We start from the raw sequence: 16,751 nt of genomic DNA on the forward strand, positions 1-16,751 counted from the left end.
TAATGATTCGTAAAGCTGATAGGGCATGATTTCACCCAGACAACCGGGGATTTTGCCCACGAAAATATAAGTGCGTGCCCCTCTTCCCAACGGCCATGGCACGGATAGAATGGCGAGCCTTTCGCAGCACCCTCCTCCTACTTTTCTTATTGATGACGCCCATGTCCGAAGCCAGTCCGTGTCTGAATTGCGGTGCCTGCTGTTCACACTTTCGCGTGTCTTTCTTTTGGGGTGAGTGCGCCTCGTCCGGGGGCACCGTGCCCGATGAGCTGGTGGTGCAGATCAACCCCAGCCGCGTGGCGATGATCGGCACCGACCGCAAGCCGGCACGCTGCGCCAGCCTTGAAGGTGAAGTCGGACAGGCCACCAGTTGCTCAATTTATGAGCAACGCTCCAGTGTATGCCGTGAGTTCGAGGCGTCCTGGAGCCAGGGCGTACAAAATGTCGATTGCGACGCCGCCCGTGCCGCATTTGGCCTGGCCCCGCTGGAGGCTCCACACTTCGAACTCGACCTGCCGATCAGCGCTTAGCACCAAACGCTATGGAAGGCATATCAAAATAATTTGAGATCAAAACGCCATTACCGATGGCAAAGCTCGAGAGACTCCTATACTCGAGCTCATAGGTCATCGCCGCTGGCAGTGACAGGGCTCTGTGACGGGATAAGCTATGGAATGGCTGGGGCAGCATTTTTTTACCGACCTTCCAGACAGCGGGCATTTATTGCTCAATTGCAGTCATAACCCGTTTCTGGTGTTGCTGGCGTACCTGGTCGCCTGCGCGGCGGGTTTCGGTACCCTGGACATGGCCGAACGTGTCGGCCATGTCGAAAACCCCACCGCCCGCCGCCATTGGCGCTGGCTGGGTGCGGGATGCCTGGCAGGTGGCATCTGGTCGACCCACTTCATCAGCATGCTGGCCTTCCAAGCGCCCATTGCCATTCACTACGAATTGATCTTGACCTTCGCCTCGCTGCTGATCGCTCTGATCGCTTCGTTGCTCGCCATGCAGACCCTCAGTCATACCCACCTGCGTTTTCATCAGTACCTGGTGGCTTCAGTGTGGATGGGGCTGGGTATCGCGTTGATGCACTACGTGGGCATGTCGGCCATGCGTTCCCAGGCCCAGGTGTACTTCGAAACACGGCTGTTTTTGGCCTCGGTGGCGATTGCCATGGGCGCCAGCCTGGCGGCGTTGTTGCTGTCCAGTTACCTGCGCAATGGGGCCGGCGTGTTTCACCAACTGCTCAAATACGCCGCCAGCCTGGTGCTGGGTGCCGGGATCCTGAGCATGCACTTCACCGGCATGGCGGCCATGCAAATGCTGGTGCCCAGCGGCACGGACCTGTCGTTGCGGGCCGATGACAACCCGATTCAACTGGGCCTTTCAGTCGCGATGATCACCTTGCTGGTGATCGGCAGCAGCGTCAGCGCAGCCCTGGCCGACAAGAAGCTGCAACACAAGGAGCGCGACCTGCGCCGGGTCAACGCGCTGCTCAGCGAACTCGACCAGGCCCGCGCCTCGCTGCAACAAGTGGCCCATTTCGACGCGTTGACCAGCCTGCTCAACCGCCGTGGTTTCAATCAGATCTTCGCGGAGAAAGTCGCGGAAAAAACCCGCACTCAGGGCATGATGGCGGTGATCTTCCTCGATATCGACCACTTCAAGCGTATCAATGACAGCCTGGGCCATGATGCCGGCGACCAGTTGCTCACGGTGCTGGCCGGGCATATCAAGGGCTCGATACGCAGCCATGAAGATGTGGTGGCACGCTTTGGCGGCGATGAGTTTTGCATCCTGGTCAATATTCATCACCGCGACGAAGCCCGGAACATGGCCCAGCGCATCATGCAGAAGATGAAAGAACCCATCGAACTGGCCGGCCGGCGCATGGTGATGACCACCAGCATCGGCATCAGCCTGTTTCCCGAAGACGGCCACACCTGCGAAGAACTGCTTAAAACCGCCGACCTGGCGCTGTACCAATCCAAGGATGCCGGGCGCAATTGTCTGAACTTCTTCAGTTCCAACCTTAAAACCCGCGCCTTTCTTGAGCTGCAACTGGAAGAAGAGCTGCGCGCCGCCTTGCGTACGCGCAGCCAGTTGGTGCTGTTTTATCAACCGATATTCGACATGAAGCTGGGCAAGGTCACGCGCCTGGAAGCCCTGGTGCGCTGGCAACACCCCCAACACGGGCTGCTGGCCCCGGACCGCTTTATCGGCATTGCCGAGAACAACGGGCTGATCGCCGAACTGGACCACTGGGTACTGCGCCAGGCCTGTCACGACCTGAGCCTGTTGTCTGACCGGGGCTACACCGAGTTGATCATGGCGGTGAACTGCTCGGCGTTGAACCTGGCGCGTGACGAACTGGCCGATGAAATCGAAGACGCGCTGCGCTTCGCCGGCATCGGCACCAACCGCCTGGAACTGGAAGTCACTGAAAACGCGTTGATGGGCAATATCAGCAGCACCCTGGCTCTGTTGCGGCAGATTCGCGCCCTGGGTGTTTCACTGGCCATCGATGACTTCGGCACTGGCTATTCGTCGCTGGCTTACCTCAAGCGCTTGCCGCTCAACACCTTGAAGATCGACCGCTCGTTTATCCAGGACATCCCCAAATCCACCGCAGACAGTGAAATTGTCCAGGCGATTATTGGCATGGCCCACACCCTGCACTTGCAGGTGGTCACCGAAGGGGTGGAAACCCAGGCGCAGTTCGAGCTGTTGCTCAAGCATGGCTGTGACTACATCCAGGGCTACCTGCTCAGCCCGGCGGTGCCCTTCGACGCCATCATCGGCGTGATGCAGGGGATTGCCATGCGCAATCCCCTGTACCCGCTCAGCGTGGAAACCAACAGCGAAACCCCTGCCCCCAAGGATCCCGCTACGGAACGAGTGGGTTCGCAGTCTATTGTCAGGCCGATTCGCTGATAGCGTCTGCTGCCCAAAACAAGCCGTGTGCAGGGGATACACGTAGAACCAAGCGCTAGGTATCCAACCTGATAATGAACAGCTGAGAGGGCTGGACGCTACGCCTGTTGTGTTGGAGTCCGCCAATCAGATTCATGACCTTTTGGTGATGCAGCGCCGTACCGAAGTCCGTATTTGTGAAACTGGTGTACTGCAGCCCAAATTGCCCCCTATTCACCCCCCGATAGTCCCGGGATCGATGTAAGGTTCTTCGGAACGCCCGGTCAGCGATAAACGCCCCCGACGTATCGACCAGGTGCAAACAATACAACCTATCGTCCCCTGCTCGCCTGAACAGCAGTTTGGTGCCTGACACCTCCAGAAGCTCTCCTTGGGCAACCTTGGCCATTACTTCGGTCATCAATGACCGCAGCGTCACCGGCCCCGGACGCGTGACGGCGTGATTGAAGTGCGGTTCAAAGCGATCCGAAGCAAAATCCACACGCCGCCAGGCTGCTGGCTGCGTACCTTCGCGCGCGCGCCCCAGAGGAATCCTCGGGTTCGATCCTATCGTGTGCCGCGTCGGTTCGAGCAGTGACAAAGGGGTATCCAAGGCTGTCTGCCCAGTACGCCATACCCGCAGCATGTCCACATACTTGTAGTCCTTGCGATACTTATTGAATACAGCCCGAGCGATCTGCGTGTGGCTCACTGAAGTCAAGTCTGGAAACGCCTCTTGAACATAGGCCGTGATGGTTTTCTCAAACGGTCTTCTTTCGATGACCTGCCAGCTTTGTGCTCCCCGTAAGTAGGCGGCCCGATCATAGGTGGCGATCATCGGTTGTTCGGTGGGGTTGTTGCGCAACATCAGTTCAAAGCTGTCAAAGTCGTCATAGGTGGTACCCGGCTTGTAGATACTTACATTGTCGGCAAACCACAGCGGATTCTCATGGGTGCGATAGTAAAGATCATCGATTTTAATAAAGTTGCCTTCGAGCTGAGACCAACCCGATTGCTGGCTGTAAACCGGTTTGTACTCCCAGATACTGAACATATCAGACTTACGTTGCAGCAAGGCAGGATCAATCTTCGTGCCCCAGGACTTCCATTGCTGAGTCACGATGACACTCGCGCGCGCCGCCGGCAGGGCAACAGGGGCGGTACGCCCGGGGTCTATACCCTGTAGCCGCAGCCTGGCCTGATCGAGTGTCGTGGTCGCATTGAGGTATTGACGAAATTCGACAGGAATATCGCGCAGCCCAATGGCTTGCAATTCCAGTGGGCCATCCCCCAGACGCCGCACCAGACGAAGCTCCATGGCCCGCTCCCGCCCGGCAGGAAACTCGAACGAATCCAAGACCCGCGCCGCTTGCACCTCACCCAGGTCTGGGTAGAGCCGCATCAGGTCATCACGTGCCATACGCGAGTGATAACCGCCCCTCAGGCCAATCTCGGGCGAGCGTATGATCCATTCGTTAGCCGTGTTGCGAGTAATAGGCGGCAGGTGATAGTGATGCCGACCGTCTCGACGTGGGTTCTGCAAACGCCAGGTTCCGATTGCCGTCGTCTCGTCATAGATGACCTTGAACCACTGGTCCTTTTCCTTAAGGAAATGCTGTCCGGGCGTCGAGCCTTTTCCCGCGCGGGTATAAAACCCTTGGCTTTCCCAGCCGGCCAATGGCGTGACGTCCTTGGGCGCCGCGTTGAGCGCCATCTGGTGCGGCAAGCCTGGCCGCGCCGAAGGAAGGCGCACAGGCGCGAACCCCACCGCACCGTCAATCAACGCCCCCACCATATAGCCGAATGCCCTGACAAACTCATGAGTCGCCCCCACGCTGTCATCATTTTGCAAAGCATCCAGGGCGGCACTCAACGCCATTGCGCTGCGCACCAAGCCAATGACAAACGTCACCTTGACCGGGAAAACCGCTAACGCCACTTCTACCAACCCTTCGATTACCGTCCAGGTGCTGCGCACATTTGACTCATGGGTACTGGTGGTCTTGCGGTCAGCCTGAGCGATGGCAGCGCGGGCCTCGAAATCGTAGGCCCGCTCCAGAAAATTGCCCTTGATGCCCCACAGAGAGATCTCGCTTCGAAAAATCCCTCTTCTGAATGTGGTTCGCAGTCGTGGCAGCGCAGAACCATCCATGCGCTCAAATAAATAATCCTGCCACGCATTGTTATTGACGAATTGATCCAGCAGTTGCGTCATACCGGTGTATTCGCGAAAGGCGCGCCCATCCGGGGACCGTGGGGTATACAAGGCGATCACATTGTTTTTCGGGTTGGCGCAGGTAACCGCCAGGACACCGCGCACGTGAATATCACGTATATAAAGCGCCGAAACGCTGACTTTATAGCCCCCCACCTTGGCCCGCTCCGCAGTCTCGGTGGGGTGGTCAAGCACGCTTTTGACCCGTGCATAACTGTCGCTCGTAAAGTCCTTGGCAATCTTGGCTTCAATCCCATCGACCCTGAGCTGCTTGCACATGACGTCGACGAAACTCTGCTTGAGCTGCTTGGCTTCGGCCGATGTCAGAAGACGTTTATTGAGAAACTCAATGTAGGAGCCGCCAATATCCACGTCACGTACCAGGTCCTTGACCTGTTGCGTGGTCAACGCCGTGTAGGGTTCCCCGTACAGGCTCAATTGGGACTTGGCCACAAACACCTCGTCCAGATAGTCGACATTTTCCAGGGCCAGCGCCGCCAGGCTTTTAGTGTCAGTGGAATAGTGCGGCTGGCCACTCTGCGGATTGGGCCTGGCGCCGGGAAAATAAAGACCTGGCGCGGGGTTGGGCCGACGAACAGTGACCTGAATATCGCACGGGTCCGTCTCGATGCCGTACTGGTTTTCCAGCGCCTGCGCCAGTTGCTCACTGCTGTAGGCCAATAGCGCCTGCTGGTCACCATACTGTAAAACCGAGGGCAGCCCCTCCCCGGTATAAGCACGTTCAAGTTCGCCCAGGTAGTCACGCGCGGCCGCTGCCCAGGCCTGTTTGTCGGCCTCTGAGGCCGCGCTTAAAAACTGCTCGAGTTCGGCTTTGGAGCGTTTGGTTTCACGAGCGCGCAACACCTCGCTGACGCCGAAGCACTTTTGCATGTCCATGGTTCGATCCAGGCTGACTGGCAGCTGGCTGAAGTCTTCATCCGTGCCCCGGCGCTGATACCGACTCACCATGAACGCAAAATCATCGACCAGCTTTTCATACTGCGCCGCCACGCTGGCGCTGAAGACTGATTCAAGGATTTCTTTGTAGTCAAAGCAACCGGTGGTCTGTGCCTTGTCACGCAGGGCCGTCGCGGGTTCGTAGTGTTTGTCCGCAAGCAGGGAGAAGAGGCCATCGAACTCGTAGTCGGTGTTTATTCGCCGATGCAGTTCCTGATCCAGAAGCGCCAAGGACTGGAACGCCTCGAGGCCGCGATTAGGTGTAAACAAAACGACGATACCCACATTGACGCTGGTTGTTACCGGGCGAGCCACGAGCGGTGCAAGCGGCTTACTCCTGTTGGAGGACGAATCGAAAGGGTCCCTAGCGGTCAGCATCACCGCACCCTGCAAAGGCATATCAGCGCCAGTACCTGCGCCCTTCAACACCACGGCGTAAGCCGCTGGCCTGTTGGGCCGTGCTTGCCGTGCGACCGCATCGGGATATGCCACGAACGTCTCGACCAGGCGCAAGCCGTTGGTGTTAAGCGTCCCATCGGCCCTGAGCAACGAAGCCTCTACGCTGATCTGTTTGCTACGTGCCGAGATCACAGAATCCTGGGGCAAGCGCGGGTCGGTCGTACTGACTGCCTGTTTCCAGAAAGTATCCAGGCACGCCCGATAGGCCGTCTGCAGCGAAGCCGACAGTTCATCGAGAAACGTGTCAAATGCAGCCGGTGTCAGCGATGAGGGCAACTGCTCGTCGGCGTCCTTGTCGCGGTCAAAGGTAAAAGTAGTGCTGCGGCTGGCAAAAGACGCGGGTTGCTGGTCAACGATTCGTCTGATGACAGCATCCATCACGCTAGGAAGCAGCCGAGTCGCCTGAACGGCGTCCTGCGCAACCACAACGTCGCTCGGATCGCTTTTGATAAATACCCGAGACGCGTCCAGGTTTGCGGGCGATGTGAACGTCGCATTTACCCGTTCATTGATAAAGGCCGAGAAGGTGGGGCGAGACCGCAGGAACTGCAGTGTGGTGTCGATGCCCTGGAGCTGGTCGCGGTAATGGGTCTTGTATTCGTTGTCCTGCGTCGCCGCAAGGCTTGCGGCAGGCGTGGAGGACAATCGGTAAGTCGGTTGCATGGTCGAGCCCTGAGTCAATGATTTCAGGGCTGAGAATTACGGATGTGTCGCTGGAAACAGCGTTACATACTTACCGGGAAGATCCTGACATACCCTATAACAATTAAAACGGCGTGGCAGAAGGCATACAACTGTGCCCGTGACGTTAACGTCACCCTGGCGTGTGACGTTTCTTCACGGCAAAGAGCCATCACGCTACTCGATTACACACTTTAACCCTCCGTAAGTTCGCGCCAAATAAGTGCAGCGCCTCAGAGTCGTGCCCTTTCCTGGATCAGAATCCAGGGCGAGACCACCACCGCCCATAAACTCGGATCCCGTTCAACCAGGTCCAATGCCCGCGTCGCAGACACTTCGCCAAGGCTCCCGGCGGCTAGCCAGGCGGCGACTTTGTCCCGGTTGTCTTCGGCCATTCCCTCGGCAGCCTCGATCAAATCCAGGCTGGCATCGACCCACAATAGGGCACCCTTGGCAAAGAACGGCTCAAGCTCCTTCCAGGAAATTTCGGCGGTTTCACCGAGCAGCTTGGCATAGAGGGTGCTTGGTTCTTGCGTCATGGGAATTCACCTGAGTAAAAAATCGGCGCAATCATAGCCCCGTCGCTCAGGCAGAAAAACCCAGTAGCAAATGAAGTAGCGATTGAAAGTGCCAGGAAAGCCAAGGAATGCCTTGAAAGCTGTTAGCAACCCGCCGCGATTCTGTCTTTTTCTTTCATTTAAGCGACATACCCAGGTTTTGCCCCCAGCTGCCAGCTTTTCAAGCGATCAGCCAGCGCTCTACACTGTACCGGTACAGTTGCCAGGGCAATGCCGGGGGGATATCCGCGATATCTGATCCGGTTCTGCAGCTCACAAGGCCGCTAGAACTATAAAAAATACAACAGTAAGAGTGGAGCACTATGAATAAGGCTACTAAGCAGATTTCCAAACTGTTTGCCGCTATGGTCCTGGCTGGGGTTGCCGGCCATTCGTTCGCAGCCGACACCATCAAGATCGGCATCGCCGGTCCCAAGACCGGTCCGGTGACGCAATACGGCGACATGCAATTCATGGGTGCCAAGCAAGCCATCAAAGACATCAACGCCAAGGGCGGCGTAGACGGCAAGATGCTTGAAGCCAAGGAATACGACGACGCTTGCGACCCTAAACAAGCCGTGGCCGTTGCCAACAAAGTGGTCAATGACGGCGTCAAGTTCGTCGTCGGCCACCTCTGCTCCAGCTCCACTCAGCCAGCGTCGGATATCTATGAAGACGAAGGTGTCATCATGATTACCCCGGCTGCCACCAGCCCTGAAATCACGTCCCGTGGCTACAAGCTGATCTTCCGCACCATCGGCCTGGACAGCGCGCAAGGCCCAGCGGCCGGCAACTACATCGCCGACCACGTGAAGCCGAAAATCGTTGCCGTACTGCACGACAAGCAGCAATACGGTGAAGGCATCGCCAGCGCCGTGAAGAAGACCCTTGAAGAAAAAGGCACCAAGGTTGCCGTCTTCGAAGGCCTGAACGCCGGTGACAAAGACTTCTCCTCGATCATCCAGAAACTCAAGCAAGCCAACGTCGACTTCGTTTACTACGGCGGCTACCACCCTGAGCTGGGCCTGATCCTGCGCCAAGCCAAGGAAAAAGGCCTGAACGCCAAGTTCATGGGCCCAGAGGGCGTGGGTAACGACTCGATCTCGCAAATCGCCCAGGGCGCTTCCGAAGGGCTGCTGGTAACCCTGCCGAAATCCTTCGACACCGACCCAGCCAACAAAGCCATCGTTGAAGAGTTCGCCAAGAACAAGCAGGACCCAACCGGTCCGTTCGTGTTCCCGGCCTACTCGGCAGTTGAAGTGATTGCCGGTGGTATTGCTGCGGCCAAAAGCGAAGACACCGCCAAAGTGGCCGAGGCCATCCACGCCGGTACCTTCAAGACCCCTACGGGCGACCTGAGCTTCGACGCCAAGGGCGACCTGAAGGACTTCAAGTTCGTGGTCTACGAATGGCACTTCGGTAAACCAAAAACCGAAGTTTCCCCTCAGTAAGCCAGGCGTTACTGGTCAACAAGCCCACTGTGCAAGCAGTGGGCTTTGTTTTACGAGGTTTATGGGCCATGTCACCCGCGATCCGGGCGCTGGCTCACCTGAAAATCTTAAAACCGTCACCAGCGGTTCGCTGGCAAACGCTTTGTGCAACCTGGTCACAGAACAGGGCACCGAGCCGGAAATGACTCCACCAGTGAAATGCGTATCGGGTTTTTAGGAGCGCTGTAATGCCTGAGATCTATCATTTTTTCCAACAGCTGGTTAATGGCCTGACCATTGGCAGCACCTATGCCTTGATAGCCATTGGCTACACAATGGTTTACGGCATCATTGGAATGATCAACTTCGCCCATGGCGAGGTGTACATGATTGGTTCCTACGTGGCCTTCATCGCCCTCGCCGGGCTGGCCATGATGGGGATCCACTCCCTGCCGCTGTTGATGACCGCTGCGTTTTTGGCGTCGATCATCGTGACCAGTGCCTATGGCTACAGCATCGAGCGGGTTGCCTACCGTCCCCTGCGGGGCAGCAACCGTTTGATCCCGCTGATTTCTGCCATCGGCATGTCGATTTTCCTGCAGAACACCGTATTGCTGTCCCAGGACTCCAAGGACAAGTCCATTCCCAACCTGATTCCGGGGAGCATCTCCTTCGGCCCGGGTGGCGCACAGGAAGTGCTGATTTCGTACATGCAGATTCTGGTTTTCGTGGTCACCCTGGTGGCCATGTTGGGCCTGACGCTGTTCATCTCCCGCTCCCGTCTGGGGCGCGCCTGCCGGGCCTGTGCCGAAGACATCAAGATGGCCAACCTGCTGGGCATCAACACCAACAACATCATCGCCCTGACCTTCGTCATTGGTGCTGCGCTGGCGGCCGTGGCGGCCGTGTTGCTGAGCATGCAATACGGCGTGATCAACCCCAACGCCGGTTTCCTGGTGGGCCTCAAGGCCTTTACCGCAGCGGTATTGGGCGGCATCGGCAGCATTCCGGGCGCCATGCTCGGCGGGCTGGTGCTGGGTGTGGCCGAAGCCTTTGGCGCCGATATCTTCGGTGACCAGTACAAGGACGTCGTCGCGTTCGGCCTGTTGGTTCTGGTGTTGTTGTTCCGTCCGACCGGCATCCTGGGCCGTCCGGAGGTTGAGAAAGTATGAGCAGATATCTTAAATCGGCGTTTTTCAGCGCCTTGCTGGTCTGGGCCGTGGCCTTTCCGGTACTCGGTCTCAAACTGAGCATTGTCGGCATCAACCTGGAAGTGCATGGCACCGGGCCTGTCACCCTGACTGTCATCGCGCTGTGTTCGGTGCTGATGTTCCTGCGTGTACTGTTCACCCAGCAGGTCGGAGCCTTGTTCAAGGGCAACCGTGGCCCGTTGGTGTCGCCCAAGGTCAGCCAATTTCTGACCCTGCCGCGCACCCAGCGCTACATCATCATCGGGTTGATCATCGCGGCGCTGATCTGGCCGTTCTTTGGCTCGCGCGGCGCGGTCGACATTGCCACCCTGATCCTGATCTACGTGTTGTTGGGCCTGGGCCTGAACATCGTGGTGGGCCTGGCCGGCCTGCTCGACCTGGGTTATGTGGGCTTCTACGCCGTGGGTGCCTACACCTACGCGCTGCTCTCGCATTACCTGGGCTGGAGCTTCTGGATCTGCCTGCCACTGGCCGGTATGGCAGCGGCCACGTTCGGCTTCCTGCTGGGCTTCCCGGTGCTGCGCCTGCGCGGTGACTACCTGGCCATCGTGACCCTGGGCTTCGGCGAAATCATTCGCCTGTTCCTGCGTAACCTTACCGACATCACCGGTGGCCCCAACGGCATCAGCAGCATCCCCAAGCCGACATTCTTCGGGCTGTCGTTCGACCGCAGCGCCGCCGAAGGCATGCAGACCTTCCACGAGTACTTCGGGATTGCCTACAACCCGGTGAGCAAAGTGGTGTTCCTGTACCTGGTCGCGCTGTTGCTGGCATTGGCGGCCCTGTTCGTGATCAACCGCCTGCTGCGTATGCCCATCGGGCGCGCCTGGGAAGCGTTGCGCGAAGATGAAATCGCCTGTCGCGCCCTGGGCCTGAACCCGACCATCATCAAACTTTCCGCATTCACCCTGGGCGCTGCGTTTGCAGGTTTTGCCGGCAGCTTCTTCGCCGCTCGCCAAGGCCTGGTGACGCCGGAATCGTTCACCTTTATCGAGTCGGCGATCATTCTCGCCATCGTGGTATTGGGTGGCATGGGCTCGCAATTGGGCGTGATCCTTGCGGCCATCGTGATGATCCTGCTGCCGGAAATGATGCGTGAGTTCAGCGAATACCGCATGTTGATGTTCGGCGCCATGATGGTGCTGATGATGATCTGGCGCCCTCAAGGCCTGCTGCCCATGCAACGTCCACACATGGAGCTGCGCAAATGAGCCGCGAGATCCTGAAAGTCGAAAATTTGAGCATGCGCTTCGGCGGTTTGCTGGCAGTCAATGGCGTGGCCCTGACCGTCAAAGAGAAGCAAGTGGTAGCCCTGATCGGCCCCAACGGCGCCGGCAAGACCACGGTGTTCAACTGCCTCACCGGTTTCTACAAGCCGAGCGGTGGCAGCATCCTGCTGGACGGCCAGCCGATCCAGGGCCTGGCCGGCCACGAAATCGCGCGCAAAGGCGTGGTGCGTACCTTCCAGAACGTGCGGTTGTTCAAGGACATGACGGCGGTCGAGAACCTGTTGATCGCCCAGCACCGTCACTTGAACACCAACTTCTTCGCCGGCCTGTTCAAGACCCCGGCGTTCCGCAAGAGCGAGCGCGAGGCCATGGAATACGCGGCGTACTGGCTGGACAAGGTCAACCTGACCGAGTTCGCCAACCGCCCCGCCGGCACCCTCGCCTACGGCCAGCAACGTCGCCTGGAAATCGCCCGTTGCATGATGACCCGCCCGCGGATTCTGATGCTCGACGAACCCGCCGCCGGCCTGAACCCCAAGGAAACCGAAGACCTCAAGGCGCTGATCAGCGTGCTGCGCGAGGAAAACAACGCCACGGTGCTGTTGATCGAACACGACATGAAACTGGTCATGAGCATCTCCGACCACATCGTGGTGATCAACCAGGGCACGCCGCTGGCCAACGGGACGCCGGAGCAGATCCGCGACAATCCTGAAGTGATCAAAGCCTATTTGGGGGAAGCGTAAAATGCTGCAATTCGAAAACGTTTCCACTTTCTACGGCAAGATCCAGGCCCTGCACAGCGTCAATGTGGAAGTGCGCCAGGGTGAGATCGTCACCCTGATCGGCGCCAACGGCGCCGGCAAATCGACCTTGCTGATGACCTTGTGCGGTTCGCCGCAAGCCTACAGTGGCAGCATCCGCTACATGGGTGAAGAACTGGTGGGCAAGCACTCCGCCGAGATCATGCGCAAGAGCATTGCGGTGGTGCCGGAAGGCCGTCGGGTGTTCTCGCGCCTGACCGTCGAAGAGAACCTGGCCATGGGTGGGTTCTTTACCGACAAGGGCGATTACCAGGAGCAGATGGACAAGGTGCTGCACCTGTTCCCCCGTCTCAAGGAACGCTTCAGCCAGCGCGGCGGCACCATGTCCGGCGGCGAGCAGCAAATGCTCGCCATCGGCCGGGCGCTGATGAGCAAGCCAAAGCTGTTGCTGCTGGACGAGCCTTCCCTGGGCCTGGCACCGATCATCATCCAGCAGATCTTCGACATCATCGAACAGCTGCGCAAGGACGGGGTGACGGTGTTTTTGGTAGAGCAGAACGCCAACCAGGCGCTGAAAATCGCTGACCGTGCCTATGTGCTGGAGAATGGCCGAGTGGTGATGCAGGGCACCGGTGAGCAATTGCTGACCGATCCGAAAGTGCGGGAGGCGTACCTGGGCGGCTAAACACAGGCGGCCATAGAAACCGGATCAAAAATGTGGGAGCGGGCTTGCTCGCGAATACGGTGAATCAGCCAGGAAACTGTTGGCTGACACACTGCATTCGCGAGCAAGCCCGCTCCCACATTTGTTTGGTGTGAACCCTAATATTTAATTTATTTTCGAGGTTTGTGTAACGCAATTCGTCGAGCTCTCTCTAGTGGTGCATGCAGGCAATCAAGCCTGCGCATTCAACCACTGCTGGAGACACACCATGACCACCAAACTGTCCGCTGCCACCCTCGTTCTGGCCCTTGGTTCTGCCCTGAGCCTGTCCGCCCTGACCACCACCGCCCACGCGGCCGACGACATGCAGAAATGCTTCGGCGTGGCTGAAGCCGGCAAGAATGACTGCGCCGCGGGCGCCGGTACTTCCTGCGCTGGCACCTCCAAAACCAAAGACCAGGCCAATGCCTGGAAACTGGTCCCCGCCGGCACGTGCACCCAGACCCCAAGCACCACCTCGCCGACCGGTTTTGGCCAGGAAGCGGCCTTCACCGCCCAATCCTGACCCCCGCGCAGCCTGAGTACTGATGATGACACTTACAGCCCAACACGCGGTCTCACCGGCTCAGGCGCCCGGCCTGCCCTATCGGGCCGGGCTGGGGCTCAAGACCGAGCACTTCACCGAGGTGCTCGAGACCCGCCCCGACATCGGTTTTTTCGAAGTACACGCCGAAAACTACATGGTGGCCGGCGGCCCGTTTCACCACTATCTGGGGTTGATTCGTGCGCAGTACCCCCTGTCACTGCATGGCGTCGGCCTGTCCATCGGCGGCGAAGGCCCTCTGGACCGCGAGCACTTGGCTCGCCTGGCCACGCTGATCGAACGCTACCAACCCCAGTCTTTTTCTGAACACCTGGCCTGGTCCAGCCACGGCCCGGTGTTTCTCAACGACCTGCTGCCCCTGGCCTACGACGCCAGCACCCTGGAGCGGGTATGCGCACACGTCGACCAAGTACAAAGCACGCTCAAGCGTCCGATGCTGCTGGAAAACCCGTCCACTTATCTGCAGTTCCAGCGCTCTACCCTGGACGAAACCGACTTTATCAGCGAGATCATCCGCCGTACCGGTTGCGGCCTGCTGCTCGACGTCAACAACGTCTACGTGTCCTGCATCAATCATCAGCGCGACCCGCTGGCCTACATCGATGCCCTGCCATTGCACGCAGTGGGTGAGATTCATCTGGCCGGCTTTGCCGAAGACACTGACAGCCTGGGCGACCGCCTGCTGATCGATGACCACGGCGCGCCGATCGATAACGCCGTGTGGCAGCTGTACGCACAGGTATTGGCGCGGACGGGAGCTGTGGCCACGCTGATCGAGCGGGATAACCAGGTGCCCGCGTTCAGCGTTTTGCAAGCAGAGGCTCGACAGGCCGAAGGGTATTTGTCGCAGGTGGCCCGATGAGTATTCAGCAGGCATTTGCCCAGGCTTTACTGGCCCCGCAAGCAACCTGCCCCGAGGGCGTGTTCAGCAGCAACGGTGCCGAGCCGGCGAGCCGCTTTGCGGTGTATCGCAACAATGTCCATAGCGCGTTGATCAATGCCTTGGTAGCCGCCTACCCGGTGGCGCGGCAACTGGTCGGCGATGAGTTTTTCCGCGCCATGGCCGGCCTGTATGTCCAGGCCCACCCGCCTATCAGCCCGTTGATCAGTGAGTACGGCGGCACGTTCGCCGACTTTATCCAGGCTTTCGAACCGGCCTCGAGCGTGCCCTACCTGGCCGATGTCGCTCGGCTGGAACGCTTACGGGTTCGCGCTTATCACGCGGCGGATTGCCAGGTACTGGATCAGCACAGCGTACTTGAGCAACTGCAAGGTTGCGCGCAACTGGGGCAACTGCGTGTACGACTGCATCCGTCACTCGCCACGCTGGAATCTTCCTACGCGGTGGTATCGGTTTGGGCGGCGCACCAGACCGACGGGGCCGTCGCCAGCTTGAACCCCTGGTATGCCCAAGGCGCGCTGGTCTTGCGCCAAGGGTTGGCGGTCAAGGTATTCGCCGTCGACAGCGGATCAGTGACCTTTATCAACCGCCTCAACCAAGGCGCTGGGTTGGAGATGGCCATAGCTGATGCTCTGGAAGCCTCCACCGAATTCGATTTGCACCAATGTCTCACGCTGTTGATCAGCCACGACGCCATTACCCATTTGCACCTGCCACCCGAGGTATTGCCATGAACATTCCCGCTCCCTGTCTGGTAAAGCGAACCGTCGCACTGTTTGAAAAAATCCCCTACAGCCTGATCGCCTTTATCGCGCGCTTCTCCATTGCGGCGGTGTTCTGGAAGTCCGGGCAGACCAAGGTCGAGGGCTTTGCCATCGACCTGATCAGCGGCACCTTCCAATGGGGCGAGCCCAAACTTGCCGCCTCGACCCTGTTTTTGTTTCGCAGCGAATACCAACTGCCTCTGCTGTCGCCGCAGGTGGCCGCGCACTTGGCAACCTTTGCCGAGCACTTTTTTCCGGTATTGATCCTGCTGGGGTTCGCCACGCGGTTTTCGGCCCTGGCCTTGATCGGTATGACCCTGACCATCCAGCTGTTCGTCTACCCCGACGCCTATCCCACTCACGGCACCTGGCTGGCGCTGTTATTGCTGTTGCTTGCCAAAGGGCCGGGTTGGCTGTCCGTCGACCACCTGATTGCCCGTCGTTATCGCTGAAGTCGGTCCAGTGCCTCGCCGCTGCGCTTGAACCCGTCCACCAGGTAGTCGGCCAACACCTGGGTACGCCGTGGCAGGCCGCCCTGATAGGGATGCACCAGGTACATCGGCATGCTGCGTGTCTGATAGTCGCGCAGCAGCCAGCGCAATCGGCCGTCAGCCAGTTCCGCAGGTAGAACGTAGGACGGCAGGCGGGCAATACCGGCGCCGACCAACGCGGCTTTTTTCAGCAGGTTGTAGTGGTTGGAGGCGAAGGTGCCGCTCACCTTTACCCGCAGCAGTTCGTGTTGCTGGTGGTACAACCATTCCTCGCGGCCGCTGTAATGGCTGTTGAGCAGACAGCTGTGCGCCGCCAGGTCCGCCGGGGTCAGTGGTTCGCCATGCTGTTCCAGATAAGCCGGGCTGGCGCAGGTCATTTCATGCCAGGCCAGCAAGGGTTTGGCCACCAGGCGTTCATGCTCGATGGCGCCGGAGCGTACGCCCAAGTCAAAGCCATCGCGTGCCAAGTCTCGGTAGCTGTTATTGAGCTCCAGCTCGATCTGCACCTGGGGATATTGCTTGGAGAATTCCAGCAACAAACCATCGAAGAAGGTTTCGCCCAACGACACCGGAACGGTCATACGCACAGGGCCGGCCAAATCATCTTTGAGTCGCGCCAAGGCCTGGCGGGCGCGTTCCACCTGCACCACCAACGCTTGTGCCTGGGGCAGCAACGCCGCGCCGGCAGCGGTGAGGCTCAGCTTGCGCGTGGTGCGGTGCAGCAGTACCACGGCGAACTGCGCTTCCAACTGGCTGATGCGCTTGGATAACTGCCCTTTGCTGCAGCCCAATTGTGCAGCCGCCACGGTGAAACTGCCGGCTTCGATCAGCACGGCGAACGCCGCCAGGTCATCCATTTCGCTCATGGATTGTTTCCATTTGAGAACCAAAGGTTGCCTATTAGCGCGTTT

At 58.8% G+C, this 16,751-nt stretch carries 14 protein-coding genes; 11 read left to right on the top strand and 3 right to left on the bottom strand.

The window, feature by feature from the left end; translation table 11 throughout:
• The first annotated feature begins 161 nt into the window (after positions 1-161).
• Both N2A98_RS19915 and N2A98_RS19920 read left to right on the top strand, forming a co-directional pair.
• The gene (locus N2A98_RS19915) at positions 162-530 is read left to right on the top strand and encodes a YkgJ family cysteine cluster protein (RefSeq protein WP_032895678.1); all 369 of its coding nucleotides are present in this window, start codon (positions 162-164) and stop codon (positions 528-530) included.
• 139 nt (positions 531-669) lie between these two features.
• Positions 670-2,934 (top strand): EAL domain-containing protein, encoded by a 2,265-nt coding sequence (locus tag N2A98_RS19920; protein WP_047711600.1) that lies wholly within the window; start codon positions 670-672, stop codon positions 2,932-2,934.
• Between the two features lie 55 nt (positions 2,935-2,989).
• Here the strand turns inward: N2A98_RS19920 and N2A98_RS19925 are convergent, their stop codons facing one another.
• Together N2A98_RS19925 and N2A98_RS19930 are read right to left on the bottom strand one after the other, a co-directional pair.
• Positions 2,990-7,207, bottom strand: coding sequence for a DUF6543 domain-containing protein (locus N2A98_RS19925; RefSeq protein WP_275622547.1), 4,218 nt, complete (start codon positions 7,205-7,207; stop codon positions 2,990-2,992).
• Positions 7,208-7,458: 251 nt separating this feature from the next.
• Entirely contained in the window at positions 7,459-7,764 is a 306-nt protein-coding gene (locus N2A98_RS19930; protein WP_032895676.1) for a DUF2288 domain-containing protein, read from the bottom strand.
• 341 nt (positions 7,765-8,105) lie between these two features.
• Here N2A98_RS19930 and N2A98_RS19935 point away from each other — a divergent pair, with 341 nt between their 5' ends.
• From N2A98_RS19935 to N2A98_RS19975, 9 genes are all read left to right on the top strand, one after another.
• Entirely contained in the window at positions 8,106-9,233 is a 1,128-nt protein-coding gene (locus tag N2A98_RS19935) for a branched-chain amino acid ABC transporter substrate-binding protein (RefSeq protein WP_003193533.1), read from the top strand.
• A gap of 227 nt (positions 9,234-9,460) precedes the next feature.
• Positions 9,461-10,384 (top strand): high-affinity branched-chain amino acid ABC transporter permease LivH, encoded by a 924-nt coding sequence (gene livH, locus N2A98_RS19940; RefSeq protein WP_003193535.1) that lies wholly within the window; start codon positions 9,461-9,463, stop codon positions 10,382-10,384.
• A complete protein-coding gene (locus tag N2A98_RS19945) occupies positions 10,381-11,634 on the top strand; it encodes a high-affinity branched-chain amino acid ABC transporter permease LivM (RefSeq protein ID WP_003193536.1) in 1,254 nt (417 codons plus the stop codon). The genes livH and N2A98_RS19945 overlap by 4 nt, the downstream gene beginning before the upstream one ends.
• Complete coding sequence (livG, locus tag N2A98_RS19950) at positions 11,631-12,398, top strand: high-affinity branched-chain amino acid ABC transporter ATP-binding protein LivG (protein ID WP_003193538.1); 768 nt, start codon at positions 11,631-11,633, stop codon at positions 12,396-12,398. Before N2A98_RS19945 ends, livG begins: the two co-directional genes overlap by 4 nt.
• Position 12,399: 1 nt before the next feature.
• The gene (locus N2A98_RS19955) at positions 12,400-13,101 is read left to right on the top strand and encodes an ABC transporter ATP-binding protein (RefSeq protein ID WP_003193540.1); all 702 of its coding nucleotides are present in this window, start codon (positions 12,400-12,402) and stop codon (positions 13,099-13,101) included.
• Between the two features lie 247 nt (positions 13,102-13,348).
• Entirely contained in the window at positions 13,349-13,645 is a 297-nt protein-coding gene (locus N2A98_RS19960) for a DUF2282 domain-containing protein (protein ID WP_044267561.1), read from the top strand.
• A gap of 22 nt (positions 13,646-13,667) precedes the next feature.
• Positions 13,668-14,546, top strand: a complete 879-nt coding sequence (locus N2A98_RS19965) for a DUF692 domain-containing protein (protein ID WP_044267564.1) — start codon at positions 13,668-13,670, stop codon at positions 14,544-14,546.
• Positions 14,543-15,319: a DNA-binding domain-containing protein gene (locus N2A98_RS19970; protein ID WP_044267567.1), complete on the top strand. Its 777-nt coding sequence runs from the start codon at positions 14,543-14,545 to the stop codon at positions 15,317-15,319. The genes N2A98_RS19965 and N2A98_RS19970 overlap by 4 nt, the downstream gene beginning before the upstream one ends.
• Positions 15,316-15,801, top strand: coding sequence for a DoxX family protein (locus N2A98_RS19975; protein ID WP_044267569.1), 486 nt, complete (start codon positions 15,316-15,318; stop codon positions 15,799-15,801). The genes N2A98_RS19970 and N2A98_RS19975 overlap by 4 nt, the downstream gene beginning before the upstream one ends.
• On the opposite strand, the gene N2A98_RS19980 is transcribed toward N2A98_RS19975, so the two are convergent.
• Positions 15,792-16,706: a LysR family transcriptional regulator gene (locus tag N2A98_RS19980; RefSeq protein ID WP_069558412.1), complete on the bottom strand. Its 915-nt coding sequence runs from the start codon at positions 16,704-16,706 to the stop codon at positions 15,792-15,794. The genes N2A98_RS19975 and N2A98_RS19980 overlap by 10 nt on opposite strands.
• Positions 16,707-16,751: the final 45 nt, after the last annotated feature.

This window comes from Pseudomonas sp. FJ2-5-13, assembly GCF_029201605.1.
GTDB lineage: Bacteria > Pseudomonadota > Gammaproteobacteria > Pseudomonadales > Pseudomonadaceae > Aquipseudomonas > Aquipseudomonas lactis.